The organism is Mucilaginibacter aureus, from assembly GCF_053514885.1.
The window spans coordinates 4,565,730-4,590,591 of record NZ_CP170601.1 but is presented as its reverse complement, the minus strand read 5'-3'; the positions used below and the strand labels follow the sequence as shown (position 1 = coordinate 4,590,591).

Here is a 24,862-nt window from a genome sequence, read left to right as displayed (position 1 = left end):
TGAATATTAAACAAAGCGCAGCAAGTAGCTTAGCTTATCCTGTTACTATCTAAAAACTCTTATGAAATTAAAGAACGGTATACCGTATTTTCTTTTGATCTGTACATTGGGCTTCGGTTCAACTATCGCTAATGCACAAAACAAAGGTGATGAAGATAAAACCATGGCCAATGATGTTAAAAACCGCGATCAGAAAGCTATTGACGAGGCAAAGAACGGCTGGTGGACGGCGTCGATGAAAACGCATGACAGCCGCGTTGAGTGGTGGCGCGAAGCCCGCTTTGGCATGTTTATCCACTGGGGTATCTACTCGTTGCCCGGAGGCGAGTGGAAAGGCAAAAAGGTGAGCGGTTATGCCGAGCACCTGATGCGTAAAGAACGTATACCCCGTGCCGAATACCTGCAGCTGGCACATCAGTTTAACCCTGTGAAGTTTAATGCCGATACCTGGGTTAAGACTGCAAAAGCTGCCGGCATGCGTTATATGATCATTACGGCCAAGCACCATGATGGTTTTGCAATGTTTAACTCGGATGTAACGGATTACAACGTAGTAAAGCAAACTGCCTGGAAACATGACCCGATGGCTGATCTATCGGCGGCCTGCAAAAAATATGGCATCAAGTTCGGGTTCTATTATTCGCACGCGTTTGATTGGGAGCACCCTGACGCGCCAGGTAACGATTGGGAATACGGCAACCCGGGCGGCGATCAAAACCTGTTTGGTGGCCGCGATTGGTATGATCTGCACCCGGAGTTGCTGCCGAAAGCAGTAAATTATGTTAACGTTAAGGCCATCCCGCAAATCAAAGAACTGATCACCAGGTATCACCCCGATATTTTATGGTTCGATACGCCGCAAAAATTACCATTGTCCGAAAATATCCGCATACTGAAAGCTATCCGGGAAACAGATCCGAACGTAGTGGTGAATGGTCGTTTGGCGCGTGGTGGCGGCGGTTTACAGATGGGCGATTATCAAAATACGGCTGACCGCCCGGCAGAGTTCTTCCCGGTAACAGGCGATTGGGAAGCCATACCGACCACCAACGAATCTTACGGATATTCAAAATTTGATAAAAGCCATAAACCTATCGGCTTTTTTATTCAGCTGCTGGCTAAATCTGCTTCGCGCGGGGGTAACCTGCTGATGAACATCGGCCCGATGGGCGATGGTGAATTTGCGCCGGAGGATATGAACATCCTGAACGGCATCGCCAAATGGATGGATAAAAACGCAGTCAGCATTTATCAAACCACCAAAACACCGCTACCGTTTCAAAGCTGGGGCGTATCAACACGTAAAGGCAATTTGTTGTACTTGCATGTGTTTAACTGGCCCACAAATGGGTCACTTACTATTGGCGGCTTAAAAAGCAATATCGTGAAAGCATATTTATTGACCGACCCGGCTAAAAAAGCGTTGACCGTTAAAAGGGTAAACCCGCTGGATGTAAACATCAACGTTCCGGCACAAGCACCTGATCCGGTAAATACTGTGATCGTGTTAGAAACCAAAGGCGATATTGAAACTGATAAAACACGCCTGGTGACCAGTACCGGCGTTACCAATCATTTGCTGGCCTTTGATGCCGAGCTAACAGGCAAAGGCTTTGGTTTTGGCGATGGTAAAACCGACCATTATTATGTTGATGGCTGGAAAAATGCCGATCAGCACATTCAATGGACTTTCAGGTTGATACAGGCTGCCAAATTTAAAGTGGTTTTGAAATACCTGGCTGATAATACCGACGAAGGAACTTACGAGTTAAAGCTCGGTGACCTCGCGAAAAGTGGCAAGGTGGAATCAACGCCTAAAGAACAGGTGAAAGAAGAGGAGATAGGCACGGTAAGCTTACAACCCGGTACGCATACCCTGCAATTGAATGCCTTGCAGATCGGCAAAGCAAATTTGATGAAAACATTGGAAGTTGAATTAATTCCGGTTAACTGATTGATATCATAAATTATGAAAGTGAATAAATTATTGGTATTGCCTTTGGCGATTTGTTGTGTAGCCTTTACGGATAAACCTAAAGTGCCTGCACCAGGCAGCCCGATGATCATTGAAAGCTTAAGCGGGCCGGTTACCAAAAATGAAATTGATGCCTTTAAAAATTACATGGCCAATTGGGAGACTCCCAAGCCTAATAGCGGCAATAGCTGGGTGTTTGGCAATCCCGGTAAGGCTATTGAAGCCTGCGGCATGATGTATGAAGTTTCGCACGACAAGGAGATCCTGGATAAGATGATCCTGCTGAGCGATGTCGCGCTTTCTGGCCGCGACGATATTTTAGCAGCCGACAAAGGCGGGCAGTTAAAAATGTGGACAGGCAGTGTAGAGCCGGTTTGGCCCTTCCCGGCAAAGACCGGCGATGTTGCTGGTGGTGGCGGAACTGTAGAAGGCGCCACGGTGGGGCACATTTGTTATTGTGCCTACCTGATCTTACAAACCCCTGCCATATGGAACGATAAAGTAAGCATTGGCGACCCGAATAACTTTGGCGCAACCTATAAAGAACGCGCCATAAAGTATCTAACCGAGGGCGACTATGTGATCGACCATTGGATAATGCCGCATTTTATCCGCACAAAAGATAAAAACCATTATTATTTTCCGGGTGCGCCCAATACCTATAAAGCAAACGAAGAAGCGCCCTGGAACCAGGCATGGCTGCTTACCGATGGCTTTACACGGCTGGCGCTGTGCCACAGGTTGCTGAATGACCAGCCCGAACGTTTGGCGCGATACATAGCCATTGGCAAATCCAACGTGTATTGGTTTATCGAAACTGCACATCCTAATCGCTCGGCTATTGGTTCAGATTGCCGGGTATACCCGTACTCGCTTGCTCAGCCCCGCGGCATGGAGGATACCAACCATTTTGCTTACGATTCGGAAGGTTTAGTGCTGGCTTATAACAGCGGACTTTACGGGTTAAAACTGAGCGACATCATGCCGTTTGCCAATACCTATATCGATGTGGTATTAGGCACGGTTAAGGATGGCAAATTTGCAGGCCGTGTTGACGGTACAACCGGTACGGGCCACGGTGGCGGTGATGACTTTGTGCGCGACGAATACATTTACTGGGCCGATATTCGCCCGGATGCTTATCAATTGATCGGTAATATCGAAATTACCCGCAATAAAGTTGGCTCGTCGCCACAGATTGCTGCCCGCCTGCTTTGGGTGAAGAACCGCAGGCACCTGAAAGGTTTATAAAGATCAGATCAAAGAACTACGAAAGGCTTATCAATTGCGATAAGCCTTTCTGTTTTGGATATTATTTCTTCGGCGTTTTGTCAAACCTGATCATTTCTGTTCCGGCTAACAGTAAAGCGCCAAGTCCGTGGGTATCATTGAGTTCGGTAGGGCGCGTGTAGTAAAACTTGATGTCTTCTTCCATATTGGTGCCAATGCAAACATCCTGCAGTTGACCGTCAGGGGTTATTTTAGTTTGCAGGCCCTTCCAGCCTTGTTTAGCAATGTCGATATAACTTGCCGGGATCCAGCCTTCGTTAACCGCTTTGGCAACCGAATAAGTAAACATAGCGGTTACCGATGTTTCGAGATACGAATCCGGTTTATCAAGCAATTGGTGCCATAAACCTGTTTGATCCTGGTAACGTGAGTAGCCAACTATCTGGCGCAATAATAATTTGATCAGCTCAGCACGTTTTGGGTGATTAACGGGCAGGTTGCTCAACAGTTCAACCTGTGCCATGGCTATCCAGCCGTTGCAGCGGCCCCAATGTGCCACGCCGTTCATCGCTACATCCGAATAATAGTTGTGGATGTACAAACCTGTCGACGGATCGTATAGATATTTGGCAAAATTTTCAACTTGTTTAATGGCATCGTCATAGTATTTGGTATTGCCGGTTAATTTACCCATACGTGCAAGGAAGGGGATACTCATGTACATATCATCCGCCCAAAGCGTCATGTAGCGTGGCTGGGGACGGGATAGTGTACCATCGGGCAGGCGCAGTTGTTTGTTGCTGATGTAATCGGCAGCCCTGTCCAGATACGCGCGAAAGTCATTACGGTGAGCTAAAGCATCAACATCGGTTAGCCCCGCAGCCATAGCACCGCAGGCATCCAGGTTGCTCATGCTGAACACCGCGCCATATTCGGGTTTGGGTGATTTAGCTTTGTACAGCCCTTCAAAATAACCAAGGTTATCAAAGATAAAATTGAAGTTATGCTGTGAGTAATCCGAATACTTTTTGTCGCCCAGCACATCGGCCATGTGTACCATACCAACGGTTAAAACCCCGTTTACATAGGCCCATTTATTGTAGGTGCTTTCGGCCCGGATATCGGCAGAAGGCTCAAGCCCTTTGGTCGAATCGTACTTTTCATGGGTTTTATTGTTTACAAATTTAAAGGTAGTGTTCTGGATGATCCGATCGGCCACCAGGCGAACAGTTTTTTCGGTATTGGCCGCATCCTGACTAAAAGCAAACGATGAACAGCCAATAAGTAACAGGCATAAAAATGATCTCATAAAAAATTGATTTATTGATTGGTTGATTAAAGATAAGTTAATTAACAGGCTCGAGCCAAATGGTTTTCAGTTTAAATAATTCGTTGCCTTGTTGTAAGGGGTGTATAGCCAATTCATATAAACCGGCTTTAGTAATACTGGTAATTGCCACCGTTTGGTGGATAAATAACAATGGTTTATGACTATCATAATCGTTAACTGCTAAAGTTTGAAACTGGTAAGTTTTGTCATTGATGGTCACCGCGCCTTCCTGTCCGGCTTGCGCAGGGCTGCAGGCATACTCCAGTGTTATTTTATAATCGCCCGGTTCCATAACACGGGTTTTAAAAGTGGCAATGTCGCCGGGTGCAGTCATGTTGGTGATACAGGTACTATGTTTCCAATCGCCAAAGTAATGGCTCGAAGTAATGCTTTTTACCTGGCTGTTGCCCGATACATGGGCATACACCGCGTCAAGCGGATTGTTGGCATATTGCGATGAAACCATCAGTGGCGCATTGATATCCGGTCGATTGGCCTTACCAGCATAATTTATCACGAGTACCGTATTTTGATCATCGCTCAAAGGCGGTAGCTTGACTAAGATATCATTACCCTTTTTAGTAAAAGTCAAAGGCCGTTTGCCTGCCAGCAAATGTACACCGGTTACCGCCTGTGTAAACCCCGGAATTACAATAAACCCATTGCGGGGCCTTTCAAAAACATGCAGAAATAGCCTGCCTGGTTTTGAGGTAGTAACTCCCCAGGGCTGTGGGCCGATAAAGCCTTGCGTTGTACCATAAATAGCTTCGCCGTTTACCTTGAGCCATTGCCCTACCTGGTGCAGGTATTTGACCGAGTAGGGTGGGATCTGCCCGGTACTGTCAGGGCCAACGTTCAATATCAGGTTACCACCTTTTGAGGATACGGTCGCCAGCAGGCGAATGATCTCCTTCGGGGTTTTAAAGTTATAATCAAACTTGCTGTAACCCCACGAATCGTTATGCGTGAACAGCGCCTCCCACGCGCCGGGCGTAGTTACTACGGCAGGCACTTCACCATCGCCATAATCCTTAAAATCGCCCAGGCCATTGCCCACACGGCTGCTGATCAAACATCCGGGTTGGATGGCCCGCACTTCGTTGATGAGGTTTTGGGTACCGGCTTTATCCAAACCGCCCGACTGATCAAACCAAAGCAACCCTAACTGGCCGTAGTTGCTCACCAGCTCCTTGATCTGCGGGATTGATTTGGTTTTATAATACAGTGCATAATCTTTCTTTTTATCATCAAAATCCCAGCGGTTACCGCCGCCGTTAGGCTCGTGCCAGTCGAGGTATTGCGAATAGTAGAACCCGAACTGTAAACCCGCGTTACGCACCGCCTGCGACAGATCCTTCATCGGATCCTTACCGTAAGGTGTTGCTTTTACGATGTTGAAATCGGATACTTTAGAATCAAACATCGCGAAACCTTCGTGGTGCTTGGCGGTAACTACCATATATTTCATCCCGGCATCTTTGGCTATCTGTGCCCATTGTTGTGCGTTGAACCGGGTAGGGTTAAAGCGTTTCGCAATGGTAGCATAATCGGCAGCGGGTATTTTCCCGCGGTTCATCATCCATTCGGATATGCCGTAGTAGTTTTTACCGTTCCAGCTGCCGCCTGTTTGCGAAAATAAACCCCAATGAATAAACATGCCGAATTTGGCATCTTTAAACCACTGGATATTGGCGTGCTCTTTACCGGATACATTTTTATCCCAGCTTTCAGTATCCTGGGCAAACAGGGGAGCGGTAAATCCCGCAAGGAAACAAAGAACAAATAACGATTTTTTAGTAGAAGTCATGCTGCACAAAATGCAAATAAAACCGCATGGTAAATTGAACGGTATTGGCGCGTTATTCAATTAAATTGGCGCATCTGGAATTTCGGATGTTCGATTTCGGGTTTTTTGGCTGGAGGTATCTTTTAGCTCTTAGGCTTTAGCCTCAATCCCAGCAAAATGTTAAGCAGGCCCATAAACAGAAAAGCAATTGCCGTCCAGGTAACCATGGTCATGTTACCGAATGCGCCGTTGAATAAAACGATCAGTCCGAAAATAAATACAATAAGACCGCCGACAGTTACCCACCAGTTACGGCCGAATGACCGGCGAAAACTGAGTATCGATATGCCGCGGAACAAAATGTACAATCCTAACACGATGCGTAAAATGGTAATGCTGGTACCCACATGGCTAAAAAGAATGAGGCCCAGTATAATATCAACGATACCGATGATCCAGTGCCAGCTGCGTACCGGTGATCCACGATCGTTATAGGCATGGAAAATTTCGGTCAGCCCGGCAAATAAAATGGCAAGGCTAAACAGGTACCCCATGATCTGCAAGGCGTTTTCGGGCGAACCGAACAGGTATATGGCCAAAAAAAAGAAGCCTGCACCCCTTAGTACAAATACCCACCAATGCCTGATGCTGCGGTCAACAGTAATTTCCATGACTTTAGTTTTTTTTTGAATAACTGTTTAGTAAACAAATAGTTTTACCGGTTCACCTGGTGTATCATTTTTGCGTTTCCCGTTTTCGGAATGCGGCTTTTTTTGTGCTATTTTGAGATACGATCCCTGCATCGTGCGAAACACAGCTCCAACGAAATGAAAAAACTACTCACCGCAATTATTTCTGTTATTCCTGTTATCAGCCTGGCGCAAACCAAACCTGCCGAAAACCTGGTGCAATACGTAAAACCCATTATTGGTACGCAGCGCATGGGGCATACCTTCCCGGGTGCTACGGTACCTTTCGGGATGGTGCAGCTGAGCCCCGAGACCGATACGGTTGGTTATGTAAAGAACGGTAAGTACGACCCGGATGTATATAAATACTGCGCCGGTTATCAGTATGATGATAAAACCATCGTTGGCTTTAGCCATACCCATTTCAGCGGTACCGGTCACTCAGATCTGGGCGACTTCCTGATCATGCCTACCGTTGGCAAGCTGATGCTCAACCCCGGTACCGCCGATCGCCCGCGCAGTGGCTACCGTTCGGCCTTTACACATGCCAATGAGGTTTCGGAGGCAAACTACTACAAGGTAAAGCTTGATGACTACAACATCACTGCCGAAATGACTACCAGTACCCGCGTGGGTTTTCATCAGTATACTTTCCCTAAGTCAGATCAGGCACATATTATCCTTGATCTGATAGCCGGCATTTACAATTATGAGGATAAGAACGTTTGGACCTATATGCGTGTAATGGATGACGGTACCGTTGTGGGTTACCGCCAAACCAACGGCTGGGCCAAAAATCGCGCGCTGTACTTTGCAATGCGTTTTTCAAAACCGTTTGTGGCTTATGGTAACGTCAATGGTTCAAAGCGCGAAGTTTACCGGGGCTTTTGGGGCAAATTCAACCAAAGCAAAAACTTCCCCGAAGTGGCCGGGAAGCAGATCAGGGCCTACTTCGATTTTGCGACCACCGAAGGCGAGAAGATCAAAGTAAAGATGGCGATATCACCCGTAAGTATGGACGGCGCTTTGAAAAACATGCAGGCCGAAATACCGGGCTGGGATTTTGAAAAAGTAAAGAACGACGGGCAGGCAGCCTGGCAGCAGGAGCTAAGCAAGATCACTATCGATACTAAAAGCATCGGCGACAAGCAGAACTTTTACACCTCGATGTACCATACCATGATCAACCCGACGGTTTACATGGATATTGACGGGCAATACAAAGGCCTAGATCAAAATGTGCACCACGCCGAGGGTTTTACAAATTATACCACGTTTTCGCTGTGGGATACGCACCGTGCGCTGCACCCGCTGTTCAATATCATTGAGCCCCAGCGTAATGCAGATATGGTACGGTCGATGATCGCGCATTTTGAGCAAAGTCCGGAACGTATGCTGCCCATCTGGTCAAACTCGGCGAATGAGAACTGGTGCATGAGCGGCTACCACAGCGTATCCGTACTGGCCGATGCCGCCATCAAAGGCGCGCCAGGTGTGGATGCCAGCAAAGCTTTGGATGCCTGCGTAACCACTGCCCATCAGCGCTTTTTTATGGGTTTGGGTTATTATATCGATATGGGATACATTCCTGACGATAAGGATGGTAACGCGGTGTCATCAACCCTGGAGTTTGCTTACGATGACTGGTGCATTGCCCAGCTGGCTAAAAAACTTGGCCGTACCGATGTGTATAACGAGTTCATCAAACGGTCGCAGAATTTCAATAATGTGTTCGATCCGCAAACTCATTTTATGCGGCCAAGGCTTGGCGACGGCACTTTCAAAAAGAACGTCGACCCGCTATCCACCATCAACCAGGGTTTTATTGAGGGTAATGCCTGGAACTATACCCTGTACGTGCCGCACGACCCGGCCACGCTGATCAAACTGATGGGCGGTGATAAGCGCTTTATCGTTTACCTCGACTCGCTCTTCACCATGAATCTGCCCGATAAATACTTTGCCGAAACTGAAGACATTACCCGCGACGGTATCATCGGCAATTATGTGCATGGCAACGAACCAAGCCACCACGTAGCCTATCTGTACGACTGGACCAGTCAACCCTGGAAAACCCAGGAACGTGTGCGCATGATCATCCCGCGCATGTATAAGCCAACGCCCGACGGCTTAGGCGGTAACGACGATACCGGGCAAATGAGTGCCTGGTATATTTTCAGCACGCTGGGCTTTTACCCGGTAGCGCCGGGATCGGACAGGTATTCTTTAGGGAGCCCCTCTTTCGATGGCGCGACCATAAACTTAGGCAATGGCAAAACATTCAGTATCGAAGCTGTAGGCCAAAGTGAAAAGAACGTTTACGTCAAAAAAGTAACCCTTAACGGCCAATTTTTAGATCATCCTTACCTTACCCACACCGAAATTATGAGCGGCGGTAAACTGGTGTTTTATATGAGCAATAAAGCCTCAAATAGCGGGTATAAATAAGGTGCAAATGATTTGATTTCGGATTTCGGATGTTCGATTTCGGATTTATCAATATTGGATAATTAACTTATTTTCAGTATATTTACATCGTCACACATCAAGTGATCGTTCTTTAAACTGCAATAAGATCATTGAAATATTTCTTACTATTTCCCCCCTGGGTTTAAGGATCGAATGATTGATTTTGAATGATCGAATAAACGTTAATTGATCTGTTACAGTACAAGGTGGGTATACCCACCAATACCCACCCTGTTTGGCGGGTATAAAAAGTAAAAAAAGCATATTACAGCGTTTAAATAGGGATATTGCCTGATCTTTTATAAAAAATACCGACAAATACCCACCCACCGATTTTAAGATTGAATGGTTGAATTAGCCGATCATAATAAATCCGAAATCGAACATCCGAAATCCGAAATAAGCAAGGGCTCAGCGAAGGGATTAAACAATTCCTTCCAGCATTTTCACATACAGCTCAATACCTTCTTTTATCTCATGCACATAAATAAACTCATCTGCCGTATGGCTGCGGGCCGAGTCGCCCGGGCCAACCTTAACCGATGAGATATCCAGTAACGATTGATCCGACGTGGTAGGCGAGCCATAAGTATCGCGTCCAAGTGCAATGCCCGATTGTACAATAGGGTGGTTTTTATCTATCGATGATGGTTTTAAGCGGATAGAACGTGCCTTAACCTCACACTCCACATGTTCCTTGATCATTTCCAGTACTTCTTCATTGCGGTAAGCATCGGTAACGCGTACATCAACAGTAAAGGTACAGCTTGCCGGTACCACGTTATGCTGCGAGCCCGCATTGATAATGGTTACCGACATTTTGATAGGCCCGAACAATTCCGACTCTTTCGGAAACTTATACGTCCTGAACCATTCGATATCTTTCATGGCTTTGTAGATCGCGTTGTCGCCTTCCTCGCGGGCGGCATGCCCGGCACGGCCTAAGGCTGTACAATCCAACACCATTAACCCGCGCTCGGCAATAGCCAGCTGCATTTGGGTAGGTTCGCCCACAATTCCAAAATCAAGCGGACCAAGGTCGGGGATGATCAGCTCCAAACCATTGCTGCCCGATATCTCTTCTTCGGCAGTGGTAGCTAAACAAATATTGTATTTCAGGTTTTCCCGATTGTAAAAGTAAAGGAACGTCGCGATAAGCGATACTAACGGGCCGCCGGCGTCATTACTGCCAAGGCCAAAAAGCTTGCCATCTTCAATTTTAGCTTCAAACGGGTCGCGGGTATAACCGCTGTTCGGCTTTACCGTATCGTGATGCGAGTTGAGCAAAATAGTAGGCTTCGCCGCGTCAAAATGCAGATTATAGGCCCATATATTGTTCATCTTACGGTATGTTTTTACACCACGGCTGGTTAAAAAGTCGTTAATAATTTCGGCTGTAGCCGATTCTTCACGACTAAAAGATGGCGTTGTTATCAGGTGCTGAAGCAAAGCAAGCGCTTCATCGAACAGTTTATCGGTAGCTGTCATATAGGCGGGTTACCCCGGATTATTTTATTGGTAAAATTAGGCATTTGATTAAGATAATCCAGTTTAGTTTAAAACATCACTAAGTAATTATTGTAATATCTGTGTGATAAAGCTAAGTCGGCACGTGGATGTGCTGTAGGCATATTGCAAATATCTATATTTACTTGATTCAGTTTTTCTACAGATTTAAATGCTATTTTCGTTATATACAAGCAATTTTGTTTTAATGAGGTCCACCATACTATCTATTATATCCTCCTGTATCTTGCTGTGTTTGTTTAAGCCCGCGCAGGCGCAACAGCTTGATTTAAATTACTTTATCGATCACGCTTTAAAGAACGATCCCGGTATCAGGCAAAATATTAACCAGCAGCAGTTTTATACTTTGCAAACCAGGATGATCAATGCGCAAAACAAGGCGCCGCAGGTTAATTTTACGTCCGATTATTTATTTGTACCCTATTTTGGCGGCGGCCGTGCGTTAACTATCTCACCCAATCCGCCCGCCGATGCCTTTGGTTACGACCCGGCACTCACCAACGGTGGCTTGTATGCAACGCAATTGAACTTATCCTATAACTTGTTCAATAAAGGCATTATCAACAATTTGCAGGAGCAAAATAACAATCAGGCAGCCATCAATAGTAATGCAAAAGCGCAATTGGAGCATGATCTGCGTAAAGCTATAACCGACCAGTATATCCAGGTTTACCAGTTTCAGCAGCAGGAAGAATATTTAACTCAGATAGTAAACGAAGTAAAAAACCGTAAAGCTACGGTTGAGGCATTGGTAAAACACGGCTTATTACAGCAAAGCGATTATTTACTGCTCGAAATTGAGCAGAACGGCCATGAGAACGATCTGGCGCAAGCCCGGATAGCCGAAGTTAATGCTTACATGGCTCTTAAAAGCTCGGCGGTAATAACTGATACCGCCATGGTTAAATTATCAGAACCTAACCTCACCATCGCGCCCGATCCGCAGGCTTACTATTACAAACAAAAATTTAAGCTGGATAGCCTGGCCCTGGTGGCGCAGCAAAATGTGTTTAATAACAAATACAAGCCGCAGTTAAGCCTTGCAGCCAATACTGGTATTTTATCATCCGACATTTCCAATATTTATCACAATGTAGGTATGCAGGCAGGCTTACATCTCAATATACCACTTTATGATGGTAAACAAAAAGAGATCAATGATGCCCAGGTTAAAATAAGTCAGCAAAACATTACTTACGCCCGCGAAAACTTTACCGCGCAACAAAAAAACTACCTGCAAAACATCAAACGTCAGATCGATATGTTCAACACCAGCATTGGTTTGATCAAACAACTCAGCGAAAAACAGGAGCTGCTGATCCGTATAGACAGGGAAAAATTACAACACGGGCAGCTATCCATATTAGAATACGTAAAATCGATACAGGATTACGCTACCGTTAGACAGAGCCTTACAACAGCCAGGGTTCAGCTGTTTACGCTCACCAACCAATACAACTATTATAACTGGTAAAATGAAAAATAACATTCACCTCATTTTGGGTTTAGGTACTTTGCTTTTATTGCAGGCGGCATGCTCAAGTGCCCCACCGGCTGCCGGTGAGGATGCCGCGGTAGCAAGCATCCCCGTGGTTACTGTTGGTAACCCGGTTAACCATACCTTTAGCAACAGCATTACCTTTACAGGGACAACCCAATACCAGCAAAAAGCGGTTATAAGAGCAGCTATTGCCGGTTATATACACCACCGGGGCTGGAAAATGGGCGATAACGTAAAGGCAGGCAGCGTTTATTGCACCATTACCAGTAAAGAGCAGCAGGCGCTTAAAAAGATCGACGAATCGGGTATACTGGCCAAATTCGGTGCGCCCATCCCTGTGGTGGCCGGTACAAGCGGTATCCTTACAGCGGTAAACTACCAAAACGGCGATTATGTTGCCGAAGGCGATATCCTGGCTACCATGACCCAGCAATCGTCGTTGGTATTGCTGGTTAATGTACCTGTCGAATATCTTAGAAAAGTACATGCCGGTACACCCTGTACTGTTATATTACCCGATGGCAGTACAGTAAACAAAATCCTGCAGTCGGGTTTGCCAACCGCCGACCCTGCATCGCAAACGCAATCATTTATCGTTCCCATATTATCCGCAAAATTGCCCGAAGGCGCTAATTTAAAGGTTGTTATTCCGTTGTCCGATCCCCAGCAAGGATTGGCTGTCCCGGTTAAGGCTGTGCAAACCGACGAAACACAGGAGCATTTTTGGGTGTTTAAATTAGGTGCCGATGGCAAGGCATACAAGATAGCCGTAAAGGCAGGCAAAATTTCGCCCGACTCGCTCCAGGAAGTGCAAACCAACCAACTGACCGTAAACGATAAAATTATTTTGGATGGCGCTTATGGCTTAGCCGATTCATCAAAAGTAAAAGTAGGCGGAGGAAAGTCAAATGACTGATCAGCCAAAAGGTGCAAACTCCCACTTTAAGGGGTTAGGGGGGCTTCATCATCGTTACAAAAAACCGCTGTTAGGCTTACTCATCCTCATCATTATGGGTGGCGTGTATAGCTTTAACAACCTTAAAACAGGCTTGTTTCCGGATATTACCTTCCCTAAAATAAAGGTGATAGCCGATGCCGGGCAGCAGCCGGTAGATAAAATGATGACCACGGTTACCATCCCGCTCGAAAATGCCATTAAGCGCACCGAAGGGTTAAACCTTATCCGTTCAGCTACATCGCGCGGAAGTGTGGAGATCAATATTTTTTTAAACTGGGATACCGATATCGATAAAGCAATGGCGCAGGTACAGGCTTTAACCGAACAGGTAAAAGGCGACCTGCTGGCCAATACGCAGATCAATGTCCAGAAAATGAATCCCTCCATTTTACCGGTCATGGGTTTTTCGCTCGAAGGTAACCGGTCAGCCATCGAGCTTAAAAAAATAGCCCAGTACCAGGTGCGCCCGTATTTAGCAGCGGCGCCTGGCGTTGCCGATATTGCCATTATTGGCGGTAAAACCAAAGAATACGAGGTTATCCTGCAGCCGGCAAAGTTATCGGCCCTCAGCATTGTGCCCTCGCAAATATCAACAGCCATTACCCAGGCCAATATCCTGGCGTCAAACGGGTATATTAATGATCATGGCAGGCTTTATCTTAACCTCACCAACAACGCTATCGATAATATCGATAAACTGCAAAACCTGGTGGTGCTTAATAGCCCACGCCGTACCATTTTTTTAAAAGATGTTGCCGATGTCAAAATTACTGAGCAAAAGGAGTACGTACGCATCAATGCCAACGGTAAAGATGTACCGCTCATTGCGGTGATCAAACAGCCCGATGCCAATCTGATCGATGTGAATAACGATGTATCACAAAAGGTGGCCGAACTAAGCAAAATACTGCCCAAAGATGTACACATCAAACCCTACTACAAACAAGCTGATTTTGTTCACGACAGCGTAAAGAGCATCGAAGATGTGCTTTGGATAGGTTTGGTACTGGCTATATTGGTGGTGATCGTCTTTCTCCGTTCGGTTAGAGCGAGCGCCATTATCCTCATTACCATCCCAACCACATTAGCATTATCCATAGTTGTTTTATTGGTAACCGGCTACAGTATCAATATCATGACGCTTGGCGCGATAGCCGCAGCTATAGGCTTAATGATAGATGACGCGGTTATTGTGGTCGAGCAGATCTTCCGCAGCTACGAAGAGCATCCAGCCGAAGGCATGCACCATACCGTGCGTAAGGCCATCTCGTACCTTTTTCCGTCAATGATAGGCTCTTCGCTCACCACCATTGTGATATTTATTCCCTTTGTGCTGATGAGCGGGGTAGCAGGCGCATATTTTAAAGTGCTGGCCTTCACCATGATCATTACGCTCAGTATGTCGTTTTTTGTCACCTGGCTGCTGCTGCCTATGCTGTTTATTTTTATCCCGCTTAAGCCGAAAAAAGAACATAAGCAGAAACCGGTAAAAGACGGCTGGATCAAATTCTTTTTACGGGTACCGGTTATCAGCATCGTATTTATTGCGGTTTGCATCGCCATGATCGTTATTATACCCGGCAAACTGCAATCGGGTTTTTTACCGGCTATGGATGAAGGCGCCATTGTGCTCGATTTTAAGAGCCCGCCCGGAACTACCCTCGAAGAAACCGACCGCATGTTAAAACAGGTGGACGATATTGTGCTGCATACACCCGAAGTAGCCTCATATTCGCGCCGGCTGGGTACTCAGATGGGCTTTTTTATTACCGAACCTAATACCGGCGATTATCTCATTCAACTCAAAAAGAAGCGCGATAAAACCACCGACGAGGTATCTGACGAGATCCGCGCGAAGATACAGGCCGTATTGCCGCAGCTGACCGTCGATTTTGGCCAGGTGATAGGAGATATGCTGGGCGACTTAATGGCATCGGCGCAGCCTATTGAAATTAAAGTTTATGGCGACGATCAGGCCAAATTGCAGGACCTGTCTCAACAAGCTGCCGAACTGGTAGAAAAAGTAAAAGGCACCGCCGACGTTTTTAACGGGATAACCATTGCCGGCCCCGAGATCAACGTTAACCCTGATGTAACCAAACTGGCCCAGTTAGGTATGAACCCCGCCGATTTCCAGTTCCAATTACAGGCCCAGCTCGACGGAAACGTGATTAGTAGTATTGTAGATAAAGAACAATCGGTCAATATCCGGATGATTTATCCTAATGCCTCGCAAACTTCGGTTCAGCAATTTCGTGCGGCAAACATATTTTTGCCAAACGGACAAAGCAAGCCGCTTTCGTCCTTAGCTAATGTTAAGATAGAATCAGGTGTGGCCGAGATCGTTCGCGAAAATCAAAAGATGATGGGCGTAATAACAGCCCGCCTTGATAACCGCGACCTGGGCAGCACCTTAAAAGAAATACAGGCTAAATTGAGCACGCTGGCCATGCCCAACGGCTACCACATTGAGTACGGCGGCGATTATGCGCAGCAGCAACAGGCTTTTAAAGAGTTATTGATCATCCTCATCACAGCCAGTATATTGGTATTCATCGTGTTGCTGGTATTGTTCCGTAACTTTTTGGCAGCCGGTATTATTATTTTCCTGGCGGTGTTAGGAGCGGCGGGATGCTTCCTGGCCTTGCTCATCACCCATACGCCTCTAAACGTAGGCAGCTACACCGGCATTATCATGATCATCGGCATCATTGCCGAAAACGCCATTTTTACCTATCATCAATACGATACCGGCAGTTACGCGTGGACGTCCCAGGAGAGTATCGTACACGCCATTGCCGCGCGTTTACGCCCTAAGTTAATGACGGCTACCGGCGCTATCATCGCGCTGTTGCCATTGGCATTAGGTATAGGTACAGGCGCGCAATTACACCAGCCGCTGGCTATTGCGGTAATCGGCGGGTTGATATTTGCCCTGCCTTTATTACTGATCGTATTACCGGTTCTGTTAAAAATGATCGGGAAAGACAAAGAGCGCGAAGCAGAAAAGAAAGCCGAACTGGAAAAAAAGGTAGACCCGGATTGCATATGATGGAAAACAAACAGAAAGATGATTTAGGCTTCCCTGTATCAAAAAAAACATGGGAAGCGCCTGGCTTGCACCTGATTAGTCAAAACGCTGTTCATAGCGGTGGTGTTCCGGGCGGCGTAGAGGGAGCGCTCACCCCACACGCAAGCCCCCCGTTTACATCCGGATCGGTTTACCACAGCTAACAGGCAAATAACTCCACCGTTAGCAATACAAAAAGGTTACGATATCATCTACCGTAACCTTTTTGTATCAGTGTAATCACACACAAATCGGTGTAATCCCCACTCAGTTAAAACGATTGCTTAATACTGGTACTCAAAGTTTTCGGGCTCCAGTACCCGCTGGTAATAATCCGGCGAATGGTAAACAATGGGTCGGCGTCATCGCGTTTATCAGCTAACGAAAAGGCCGCTTTAAAACCATGTTTCTTGATCTCGGCTATGGCCATTTTGTTCCATAAACCAAACGGATACGCAAAGTACTCTATCTTTTTGCCGGTAATCTCTTCCAGTTTTTTAGTTGGTTTATCGATCTGGGTAACCCAGTCGTCCATTGGTTTGGTATAACCGTTAGGATGTTTTTTATCCGGAGCCATTTTCATACCCGATGTATGCGAATATTTGGTTACCATGTGGTGATCCCAGGTATGGCTGCCTATCACGTTACCTTCGTCAGATAGCTTTTTAACCATTTCCGGCGTCATATAATGCGGGCGGCCAAGCGATACTGTCATTACAAAATAAACAGCTTTAAAATGATATTTCTTTAGCTCCGGGTCAGCTATCGTAAACTGGTCAAGGTCGGTATCATCAAAAGTAAGCATAATGGGGTTACTTGGCAGTGCAGCGCCCGTAGTGAGGTAAGCATACAGCTGATCGGGCAAAATGGTATGGTAACCCTCATCGGCCAGCATTTTCATATGCGCTTTAAAGGTAGCTATCGGACAGATATAGTCCTTAGCATTTTTGGAATCTTTGGCAGTCCAGTCGCGTATCTGGTGATAGCATAAAATAGGCACTTGTTTGCGCGCCAGTACGGCAGCCGCGTTTTGTGAAAAAGCCTGGCTTATCGCTATAGCAATAATAACCAGCGCCATTGGCATTGATCGGGTTAGCTTCACTTTAATAATTTAATTTATAAATATCAGGCTGCTAAATTAACCTAACATTTTATTAGCCGATAGTTAATTTATCAACATATAAACAGTTGTTTTAAGTACGGATCATATCCGTATCAACAGGCGTATAGCCTAACTGCCGGCTCATCGATAAAATTTGCCCTTTGTGATGAAATTCATGCGTAAGCACATGGCTAAATAAAGTTAATGGGGTAGTGGTGAGTGTTTTATTACCTTGCGGGATAGGAGCTGTAATTTCTTTGTTCACATCAGCACCAAAATGTTTGATAAAATCTTCAACACATTGGTCTGCCTGGGTAAATATGCGGTGCACATCGCTCATCTGCTTTATATCAGATGGATCCGGGTAAGGTGTTAACCTGCTTAGCGCGAAGTTTTGCAGCCAATGGATATATACATCAGCAATATGGGTAAACAAATTGCGGATACTGCCATGCCCGAATTGCGGCATTTCTTTGGTAAATTCTTCTATCGAAAGCTTTTCGCAATAGTCAAATAATACCTGTCTGCTGCCTTTGAGCAACTCATATTGTTGGTTTAACAGGTCAGCAGACATGGCTTTAAGTTTTTATCCAAAAATACTGTTCAAAATACCGGCAAGTCTAACACCGCCCTTAAGCATTTGCTCTTCGGCAGTATGGATGTGTGCAAATACATAGTTATAGGTATTGAGCTTTTGATTGGGCTCTTTAACTTCGTTATATACCGATTCGGCTATCTGGTTCGATTCCCAGATAACCTGTATCAAACTTGCTTTTTGCCACTCAGCGCGTTGCGCCGCTGTGGTGTGGTTAAGGTTGTGCGCGTATTCGGTATAGCTGTATTGCTGGGTCTCTATCAATTTGCTATCCCAAATACTGTGCAGGTTGGTTTGCTCGTTACCCCACATCAACTGTATCTTATTACCGCCCTGATCGTCGGCACGGCCGGCGTGGAAGGGTTGGTGCAGGTCGCCAACAATATGGATGATCATCCGTACATACAATAACTTTTTATCAGCCGGTAAAGCCTTATTGGTTTTTAGCTGCCCGATCATAAAGTTAAGCTTGTTATAAGCGTTGGGTATGGTATCTTTCTCCAGATAAGCCTTCGCGTCAGCAAAACTTTCGCCTGCGTTCAGGTCAACATAATGCCATGATGATAAATAACGATAGTTTGGGTCAGATTTGATAAAATCGGCCCAGTTGGCAGCCATTGCCAGCGACTCGTTACCTAATATTTTTTCTAAGGCTAAGCGTGTTTTAGGTGTTAAATAGCTATCGGCAATTTGTGCAACAACACGGTGCCCCAATTGTCCCCATGCCATGGTTTGTATCGGCATATAGATACAAAGTGCAATTAAAATGAGTTTTTTCTGAAGTTTCATAGAATGCTAAATTAGCTATTTTTAAACAACGGGCAATTGTGCAATATTAAATTAATGTTAACTTTTTACCAAAAGACTTGCGTTAGCGATAGCAGCGGATACCGGCCCCGTAGTTAAGGCCTGTGTAGTATGAGCGGATAGCGCGGCCGCAGGCAACGCCCAATAAAATTATAGGTATCCCTTATTTAAACCTCTCAAAACATAACTTAATAAGCTTGAAAATTATTTGTTATCCTGGTAGGAAACAAATCCTTCTCCGATTTTCATCTAATTTTCATTAAATTTAACTACCCGATTAAACTTCGGTAATTTTTAACCGTCTCACAGTTAAATGCTAACCTAAAGCTATTTATTATGAAAGCCCAGTTTAAATACCTACTATTATTTGCAACGTTTATCGCAAGCGCAGTGATCCTCACCTCGTTTTTCAGGGGGCCAGGCTTACCCGCAAAATCTTATTCGTTTCCTTATCAAAAGGCGGGTTTAACCGAGCGCCAGGCGGCAGCACATTTATTAAACAGGTTTACTTATGGTGCAACACCGGGCCAGATTGATGCCGTAGTGAAAATGGGGCTCGAAAAATGGTTTCAGCAACAGTTGGAAGCCAAACAAGGTGATGTTGCGCTTGATAGCATGCTTAACCAATACGACGCGCTTAAATTAAACAACGAACAAATAGTTGCCGAATATCCAAAAAATGGGCAGGTGTTACGAATGGCCGTTAAAGAAGGTTTGATTAATAAGGACTCTGTTAAAACTGACAAAAAAGAATACCGTGATAAAATAAAGGAGCTGATGGATCAAAAAGGCTTAAAGCCTCAGGGTGAACTTTTACGCCAGTTTGTTAATGCCAAAATATTAAGAGCTACTTACACCAATAATCAATTACAGGAGGTTTTGACCGATTTCTGGTTCAATCATTTTAATGTATCCTTTACAAAAAACGACTGTTCCGAATTTATACCGGTTTACGAGCGCGATGCTATCCGCCCAAATGTTCTGGGCAAGTTCGATCATCTGCTTTTGGCAACCGCCAAATCGCCGGCCATGTTATACTTTTTAGATAACTTTAGCAGTGTAGGCGTAAACCCCAACGCCAAACAACCAAACGCAAGGCGTGCCCAGTTGGTACAACAACAGCAACAACAAATGATGGAGGCTAATCCAAACTCGCCTCAGGCTAAATTTTTGGCTAACGCGCAAAAAGCTAAAAAGGCCCAGGGCCTAAACGAAAATTACGCCCGCGAAGTAATGGAGCTGCATACTTTAGGCGTTGATGGTGGTTATACACAAACCGACGTTACACAAGCGGCAAAAGTGTTAACCGGCTGGACTATCTATCCTATGAATGATGGCTATGGCAACGCAGCCCGCAAAATTGTAGATACTTATGGCACCGCCAATATGGAAAAAAATGGCTTTGTGCGCGATGGCGACTTTTTATTCAACGCCAACCGCCACGAAGAAAGTCAGAAAATAGTTTTGGGCCATGTTTTCCCTGCCGGTGGTGGTTATCAGGAAGGTGTCGACCTGTTAGAAATGCTGGCGCACCACCCATCTACAGCTAAATTTATCACCAAAAAAATTGCCGTTCGTTTTGTGAGCGATGTGCCTCCGCAAAGCTTACTGGATAAAATGGCCAGGTCATTTACCGATCACGATGGCGATATCAAACAAGTATTGATCACTATGGCTTCGTCGCCCGAGTTTTGGAGTGCCCAGGCCTTACGCGAAAAAACAAAATCGCCATTTGAGTTGGCTATCAGTTCGGTACGTGCTTTAAACGCGCACGTTGTTGCTCCTTATCCGCTTTACTTATGGATCACTAAAATGGGCCAAAAATTATATTATTACCAGGCGCCAACCGGTTTCCCTGATAGGGGCCAATACTGGATCAATACCGGTGCCTTGCTTAACCGCATGAACTTTGGCCTGGCCCTGGCCACCAAACGTATACCAGGGATCACATTCGACCTGAAAGCGCTGAACAATAATCACGAACCCGAAAGTGCGCAGGAAGGTTTAGTTACGTATGGCAAACTCATTATGCCCGAGCGTAATTTAGATCAAACCATAGCACGCTTAACGCCGATGTTAAACGACCCGGAATTGGGTAGGAAGATTGATGAAGCAGCAGGTAAAACTAAATCGGTACAGGATATGAACGCTGGCAGCGATGATACCAACATGATGCAGATGGCCGATAATCCTAAAAACTATAAAGCTAAATTAAATAAAGGCGGCGGCGCGGCTGGCGATAGGCTGATGTACGCGATGCAGAACAGCCCGGGCCAAAACACCATGCTATCACAGGTTGTTGGCATCTTGATCGGTTCGCCCGAGTATCAACGCCGTTAAAATTGAGATTTTAATTAAAAGCAAGACACATACCTAAAACATTTATAGATCATGACATCGAGAAGAGGTTTCCTTAAAGCAGGCGGATTAGCCTTATTTGGAATAAGTTTAATGGGCGGTATCCCATCATTTATAGCCGAAGCCGCAGCCAGCGACAAGATCATCAGCCCGTATAAAAAGAAAAAAACAATGGTTTGTATTTTTCAGCGCGGCGCTATGGATGGCTTAATGGCTGTAACACCATTTACCGAGCAATATCTGCAAACCAATCGCCCAACGCTGTTTTTATCAGCAGCCAAAGGTGGTAACGGCAACAAAACACCGCTCATCGATCTGGATGGCAAATGGGGCCTGCACCCGTCAATGAGTGCATTCGAACCGCTTTTTCGCGATAAGCGTCTGGCTATAGTGCACGGTATAGGTTCACCAAATAACACCCGCTCTCACTTTGATGCGCAGGATTATATGGAGTCGGGCACGCCGTTTAACAAAGGTACTGCAAGCGGCTGGTTAAACCGTGCGGTTGGATTGTTGGGTCATGATGCGGGTGCGCCTGCAACACCGTTCCAGGCCGTGAGCTTAACCTCAGCCTTGCCTCGTTCGTTCTATGGCGATAACCCGTCGGTAGCTATCAGCAACCTGCAGGATTTTGCTATCCAGATGCGTGGCAACCCGCAAGGTGTAAATATGGCTGCAAAAAGCTTTGAAGACCTGTACGATCAAACATCATCAAGTTTGCTGAAATCAACAGGTAAAGAAAGTTTTGATGCGATGAAAATGCTTCAAAAAACAGATATCAAAAACTACAAACCGGCCAATGGCGCAGTTTATCCAAATACTTCGGTAGGTAACTCGTTAAAGCAAATTGCCCAACTGATCAAAATGGATGTTGGTTTGGAGATCGCCTTTACCGAATCGGGCGGTTGGGACACCCATTTTAACCAGGGATCGGACACCGGTATCTTTGCCCGTAACGTGAACGATTTGAGCAATTGTATCGTAGCCTTCTGGACCGACCTTGGCCAGTATACCGACGATGTTACCCTGATGACCATGACCGAGTTTGGCCGTACCGTTAAACAAAATGGAACCGGCGGTACTGATCACGGCCGTGCATCATGTAACTTTATTTTGGGTAATGATGTTAACGGTGGTATAGTTCACAACAAAGTACAGCCAATGAGCCTCGAAACTTTAGAGGATGGCCGCGACCTGGCAGTTACTACCGATTTCCGCTCGGTGTTTAGCGAAGTAGCCGACAGGCACCTGAACATTAAAAACGATAAATCCCTGTTCCCCGATTGGAACGGCGAGCACATCGGCGTAATGCGCGCTTAACAGCACATCTAACTATTAAACATATATAATGCTTCGAAAAATTTCGGGCCTTTTTGTTTTTTTACCACAAAGTACACAGCGTTTTTCACTGAGAGGCACCGGGTTATCCATATAAGCTCCGTGTCTCTCTGTGTTCTTTCTCTTCGTGACCTCTGTGGTTAATATAATTATTTACTTAGCAGGTTTCACCCCCTCGCTGGTCATTACCACACGCTTCATGGTCCCATCGGGGTTGTAGTATAAATAATCAATACAAACCGAGCGGTGAAAACTTCCGGCATCAGGTACCAAAGCTCCGTTATGATAAATAAAATACGTTTTTCCTTTAAAATCAATAATAGCCTGGTGATTGGTATTTGAGTTGCCTGCAATTTCATTCAATATACCTTTATAGATCCACGGCCCGGTAACCTTGCGACTCATGGCATAGGCGGTTTTCTCCGGGAACTGGTAGGCGTATGATAAATAATACCAGCCATTATGCTTGTGAATCCACGGTGCTTCGGTATAATGCGGTAAGCCGTCAATTTTAACTATCGGCCCATCCATATCGATCATATTGGGTTTCAGCTTAACGTAATAACAATAGGTGTTGCCCCAGCACAAATAAGCCTGTCCGTCGTCATCAATAAAAACAGTCGGGTCAATATCATCCCAGCTTATTTTAGTGTCGGTGGTCATATCATTGGTAATGATTGCCGAACCACGCGCATCTTTAAACGGCCCAGTCGGGCTGTCGCTCACCGCCACACCAATTGCCTTGCCATGTATCGTACCATGACTGATAGCCACATACCAATAAAATTTGCCGTTACGCTCAATTACCTGTCCGGCCCAGGCATCATCTTTTGCCCACGCAAAATCCTTTACGCTTAGCGGGCTGGGGTGCTCCGTCCACGTCACCATATCTGGCGACGAAAAACAAAGCCAGTCGTGCATTACATAACCGGCGCGGCCGGCTGGTGCAACATCATGCCCTGTATATAAATAAACCTGGCCCTTGTAAACCATTGCGGCAGGGTCGGCGGTAAACTTGTGGGTAATGATTGGGTTACTGTTCGAGTGGATAACGGTATCTGCGGGCGGATTTTTATCGGCGAAAGCAGTAGCAGTTATCGAAAGCAGACCGGTAATTAATAATGTAGAAATATTTTTCATTTTGACACTTATAATTGGTGCTTAAAGCTACAAATTGTAAACGTTATTGCAAAGTGCGATAGCTTTTCCGGTATTCTAACGGCGATTTGCCTACAATGGCCTTAAAGTGCCTGTTAAAATTGCTGAAGTTTTTAAAACCGCTTTCGTAACACACCACCGCGACACTGTAATCTGTCCCCGAAAGCAGTTTACATGCCTGGCTAACCCTCACTTCCAGCAAAAACTGTGAATACCTTTTTTTTGTACGCTGCCTGAAATACCGGCAAAAGGAGTGGGGTACCATGTAAACAATAGCGGCTATCTCCTTCAGTGTAATTTCGTGCGCGTAGTTGTTTAAAGTGTATTGGTAAACGCGGTTTAACCGGCTTTCGTCGGACTTATTAAGCACATGGCTGGCATTAAAATGCGCGATAGGTTGGTTATCCGGTGACGCCGCGATAGTGTTCAGCAATTGCATCAGTAAAATAATGCGCTCGCTTTTACCGGCAAAACTCAGCGCCTCCATTTGTTTTTTTACCAGTTCCTTTGTTTTACCATGGATGGTGATGCCATATTGCGCTTTGTCAAGCAGATCCCGGATAGGTCTGTTTTCGGGTATGCTTAAAAATGACGCGCCAAATATCTCGGGTAAAAAGTGCAGCGTTATTGCTTCGGCCTTTAAACCGGGCAGATCGTTATAGTAATCATCATCATTACGGAACAGGTGGGGCACATTTGCCCCGATCAGCACCAACTCATCACCTTTAAAGCCATGTACGCTATCTCCAATAAAACGGCTGCCCGTACCGCGGATGATATGCACCAGTTCAACTTCGGGATGATAGTGCAGCTGATTGTAAAAATAAGACACAATATCGTGCTTAATACTAAAGGAGTATTCGGCGCCGGTTGATATCTTAAATAGTTGTGGATTCATTTAATAGTACTAAGATAACCTATAAAATGCTATATATACAAAATAGTGGTTAAGATAGTATCAAAAATGGT

The 24,862-nt window shown here is 45.6% G+C and carries 18 protein-coding genes; 9 read left to right on the top strand and 9 right to left on the bottom strand.

Annotated elements, in window-relative coordinates; translation table 11 throughout:
• Positions 1-61 precede the first annotated feature (61 nt).
• On the top strand, positions 62-1,954 hold the full coding sequence (locus ACFGVR_RS19770) for an alpha-L-fucosidase (RefSeq protein ID WP_448699204.1): 1,893 nt from the start codon (positions 62-64) through the stop codon (positions 1,952-1,954).
• Positions 1,955-1,969: 15 nt separating this feature from the next.
• The gene (locus ACFGVR_RS19765) at positions 1,970-3,226 is read left to right on the top strand and encodes an alpha-1,2-mannosidase (protein ID WP_448699203.1); all 1,257 of its coding nucleotides are present in this window, start codon (positions 1,970-1,972) and stop codon (positions 3,224-3,226) included.
• A gap of 61 nt (positions 3,227-3,287) precedes the next feature.
• On the opposite strand, the gene ACFGVR_RS19760 is transcribed toward ACFGVR_RS19765, so the two are convergent.
• From ACFGVR_RS19760 to ACFGVR_RS19750, 3 genes are all read right to left on the bottom strand, one after another.
• Entirely contained in the window at positions 3,288-4,514 is a 1,227-nt protein-coding gene (locus ACFGVR_RS19760) for a glycoside hydrolase family 88/105 protein (RefSeq protein ID WP_448699202.1), read from the bottom strand.
• Between the two features lie 37 nt (positions 4,515-4,551).
• Positions 4,552-6,342, bottom strand: a complete 1,791-nt coding sequence (locus ACFGVR_RS19755; protein ID WP_448699201.1) for an alpha-L-fucosidase — start codon at positions 6,340-6,342, stop codon at positions 4,552-4,554.
• A 122-nt stretch (positions 6,343-6,464) separates the two neighbouring features.
• Positions 6,465-6,992 carry an HdeD family acid-resistance protein gene (locus tag ACFGVR_RS19750; RefSeq protein ID WP_448699199.1) on the bottom strand — a complete coding sequence of 176 codons (528 nt, stop codon included), beginning with the start codon at positions 6,990-6,992 and terminating at the stop codon, positions 6,465-6,467.
• 156 nt (positions 6,993-7,148) lie between these two features.
• On the opposite strand from ACFGVR_RS19750, the gene ACFGVR_RS19745 reads away from it, so the two are divergent.
• Positions 7,149-9,458, top strand: coding sequence for a GH92 family glycosyl hydrolase (locus ACFGVR_RS19745; RefSeq protein ID WP_448699198.1), 2,310 nt, complete (start codon positions 7,149-7,151; stop codon positions 9,456-9,458).
• Between the two features lie 444 nt (positions 9,459-9,902).
• Here ACFGVR_RS19745 and ACFGVR_RS19740 read toward each other — a convergent pair whose 3' ends face one another.
• Positions 9,903-10,967, bottom strand: a complete 1,065-nt coding sequence (locus ACFGVR_RS19740) for a M20 family metallo-hydrolase (protein ID WP_448699197.1) — start codon at positions 10,965-10,967, stop codon at positions 9,903-9,905.
• A gap of 265 nt (positions 10,968-11,232) precedes the next feature.
• Between ACFGVR_RS19740 and ACFGVR_RS19735 the strand changes: the two genes are divergently transcribed.
• Genes ACFGVR_RS19735 through ACFGVR_RS19720 form a run of 4 tightly spaced genes read left to right on the top strand, consistent with a single transcriptional unit; the run spans position 11,233 to position 16,699 of the window.
• A complete protein-coding gene (locus ACFGVR_RS19735) occupies positions 11,233-12,480 on the top strand; it encodes a TolC family protein (protein WP_448699196.1) in 1,248 nt (415 codons plus the stop codon).
• 1 nt (position 12,481) lies between these two features.
• Entirely contained in the window at positions 12,482-13,423 is a 942-nt protein-coding gene (locus ACFGVR_RS19730) for an efflux RND transporter periplasmic adaptor subunit (protein ID WP_448699195.1), read from the top strand.
• Positions 13,416-16,517 (top strand): efflux RND transporter permease subunit, encoded by a 3,102-nt coding sequence (locus ACFGVR_RS19725; RefSeq protein WP_448699193.1) that lies wholly within the window; start codon positions 13,416-13,418, stop codon positions 16,515-16,517. The genes ACFGVR_RS19730 and ACFGVR_RS19725 overlap by 8 nt, the downstream gene beginning before the upstream one ends.
• Positions 16,514-16,699: a hypothetical protein gene (locus tag ACFGVR_RS19720; RefSeq protein WP_448699192.1), complete on the top strand. Its 186-nt coding sequence runs from the start codon at positions 16,514-16,516 to the stop codon at positions 16,697-16,699. The genes ACFGVR_RS19725 and ACFGVR_RS19720 overlap by 4 nt, the downstream gene beginning before the upstream one ends.
• A 107-nt stretch (positions 16,700-16,806) precedes the next feature.
• Here ACFGVR_RS19720 and ACFGVR_RS19715 read toward each other — a convergent pair whose 3' ends face one another.
• The 3 genes from ACFGVR_RS19715 to ACFGVR_RS19705 form a co-directional block, all read right to left on the bottom strand.
• Complete coding sequence (locus ACFGVR_RS19715; RefSeq protein ID WP_448703049.1) at positions 16,807-17,613, bottom strand: polysaccharide deacetylase family protein; 807 nt, start codon at positions 17,611-17,613, stop codon at positions 16,807-16,809.
• A gap of 115 nt (positions 17,614-17,728) precedes the next feature.
• A complete protein-coding gene (locus tag ACFGVR_RS19710; RefSeq protein WP_448699191.1) occupies positions 17,729-18,211 on the bottom strand; it encodes a DinB family protein in 483 nt (160 codons plus the stop codon).
• A gap of 12 nt (positions 18,212-18,223) precedes the next feature.
• The gene (locus ACFGVR_RS19705) at positions 18,224-19,021 is read right to left on the bottom strand and encodes a S1/P1 nuclease (RefSeq protein WP_448699190.1); all 798 of its coding nucleotides are present in this window, start codon (positions 19,019-19,021) and stop codon (positions 18,224-18,226) included.
• A 354-nt stretch (positions 19,022-19,375) separates the two neighbouring features.
• Between ACFGVR_RS19705 and ACFGVR_RS19700 the strand changes: the two genes are divergently transcribed.
• Together ACFGVR_RS19700 and ACFGVR_RS19695 are read left to right on the top strand one after the other, a co-directional pair.
• A complete protein-coding gene (locus tag ACFGVR_RS19700) occupies positions 19,376-21,379 on the top strand; it encodes a DUF1800 domain-containing protein (RefSeq protein ID WP_448699189.1) in 2,004 nt (667 codons plus the stop codon).
• A gap of 51 nt (positions 21,380-21,430) precedes the next feature.
• Positions 21,431-22,717: a DUF1501 domain-containing protein gene (locus tag ACFGVR_RS19695; protein ID WP_448699188.1), complete on the top strand. Its 1,287-nt coding sequence runs from the start codon at positions 21,431-21,433 to the stop codon at positions 22,715-22,717.
• Between the two features lie 171 nt (positions 22,718-22,888).
• On the opposite strand, the gene ACFGVR_RS19690 is transcribed toward ACFGVR_RS19695, so the two are convergent.
• Positions 22,889-23,875: a glycoside hydrolase family 43 protein gene (locus ACFGVR_RS19690; RefSeq protein WP_448699187.1), complete on the bottom strand. Its 987-nt coding sequence runs from the start codon at positions 23,873-23,875 to the stop codon at positions 22,889-22,891.
• Positions 23,876-23,918: 43 nt separating this feature from the next.
• Positions 23,919-24,791: an AraC family transcriptional regulator gene (locus ACFGVR_RS19685; protein WP_448699186.1), complete on the bottom strand. Its 873-nt coding sequence runs from the start codon at positions 24,789-24,791 to the stop codon at positions 23,919-23,921.
• Positions 24,792-24,862: the final 71 nt, after the last annotated feature.

Excerpts from the sequence above, each read along its gene's own strand:
- ACFGVR_RS19770 (WP_448699204.1), top strand. The coding sequence starts at position 62 with ATGAAATTAAAGAACGGTATACCGTATTTTCTTTTGATCTGTACATTG.
- ACFGVR_RS19765 (WP_448699203.1), top strand. The coding sequence starts at position 1,970 with ATGAAAGTGAATAAATTATTGGTATTGCCTTTGGCGATTTGTTGTGTA.
- ACFGVR_RS19760 (WP_448699202.1), bottom strand. The coding sequence starts at position 4,514 with ATGAGATCATTTTTATGCCTGTTACTTATTGGCTGTTCATCGTTTGCT.
- ACFGVR_RS19755 (WP_448699201.1), bottom strand. The coding sequence starts at position 6,342 with ATGACTTCTACTAAAAAATCGTTATTTGTTCTTTGTTTCCTTGCGGGA.
- ACFGVR_RS19750 (WP_448699199.1), bottom strand. The coding sequence starts at position 6,992 with ATGGAAATTACTGTTGACCGCAGCATCAGGCATTGGTGGGTATTTGTA.
- ACFGVR_RS19745 (WP_448699198.1), top strand. The coding sequence starts at position 7,149 with ATGAAAAAACTACTCACCGCAATTATTTCTGTTATTCCTGTTATCAGC.
- ACFGVR_RS19740 (WP_448699197.1), bottom strand. The coding sequence starts at position 10,967 with ATGACAGCTACCGATAAACTGTTCGATGAAGCGCTTGCTTTGCTTCAG.
- ACFGVR_RS19730 (WP_448699195.1), top strand. The coding sequence starts at position 12,482 with ATGAAAAATAACATTCACCTCATTTTGGGTTTAGGTACTTTGCTTTTA.
- ACFGVR_RS19725 (WP_448699193.1), top strand. The coding sequence starts at position 13,416 with ATGACTGATCAGCCAAAAGGTGCAAACTCCCACTTTAAGGGGTTAGGG.
- ACFGVR_RS19720 (WP_448699192.1), top strand. The coding sequence starts at position 16,514 with ATGATGGAAAACAAACAGAAAGATGATTTAGGCTTCCCTGTATCAAAA.
- ACFGVR_RS19715 (WP_448703049.1), bottom strand. The coding sequence starts at position 17,613 with ATGGCGCTGGTTATTATTGCTATAGCGATAAGCCAGGCTTTTTCACAA.
- ACFGVR_RS19710 (WP_448699191.1), bottom strand. The coding sequence starts at position 18,211 with ATGTCTGCTGACCTGTTAAACCAACAATATGAGTTGCTCAAAGGCAGC.
- ACFGVR_RS19705 (WP_448699190.1), bottom strand. The coding sequence starts at position 19,021 with ATGAAACTTCAGAAAAAACTCATTTTAATTGCACTTTGTATCTATATG.
- ACFGVR_RS19700 (WP_448699189.1), top strand. The coding sequence starts at position 19,376 with ATGAAAGCCCAGTTTAAATACCTACTATTATTTGCAACGTTTATCGCA.
- ACFGVR_RS19695 (WP_448699188.1), top strand. The coding sequence starts at position 21,431 with ATGACATCGAGAAGAGGTTTCCTTAAAGCAGGCGGATTAGCCTTATTT.
- ACFGVR_RS19690 (WP_448699187.1), bottom strand. The coding sequence starts at position 23,875 with ATGAAAAATATTTCTACATTATTAATTACCGGTCTGCTTTCGATAACT.
- ACFGVR_RS19685 (WP_448699186.1), bottom strand. The coding sequence starts at position 24,791 with ATGAATCCACAACTATTTAAGATATCAACCGGCGCCGAATACTCCTTT.